Source organism: Dietzia sp. UCD-THP (genome assembly GCF_000349585.1).
Classification (GTDB): domain Bacteria; phylum Actinomycetota; class Actinomycetes; order Mycobacteriales; family Mycobacteriaceae; genus Dietzia; species Dietzia natronolimnaea_A.
Genome location: NZ_KB714638.1, coordinates 1 through 289, shown reverse-complemented (window position 1 = coordinate 289; position 289 = coordinate 1).

The following is a 289-nucleotide window of genomic DNA, read 5'->3' as shown; positions in this document are numbered from 1 at the left end:
CTCGTTGCGGCCGGTCCACCTACGGGTGGTCTCCGGGTCGAGTAGTTCGGCCTTGTGTAGCCAGATCGTGGACTCCAGGAGTGCGTTACCCAGGGCGTCGCCAACGCCACCGATCGAGCTCCGATTCTCGGCGTCGCGCAGCGCAACGGTAAGCGCCAGAGAACCGTCCTGCGTGCCGGCATCTGATCGGTGGACGAGTCGGGTCTAGGTGAAGTGGAACGAGCCCCGGCGCCTGTTGCGGATCGCCTGCGCGAGCGGGGACAGGAACAGATTGGAGCGTCTGGTCCTC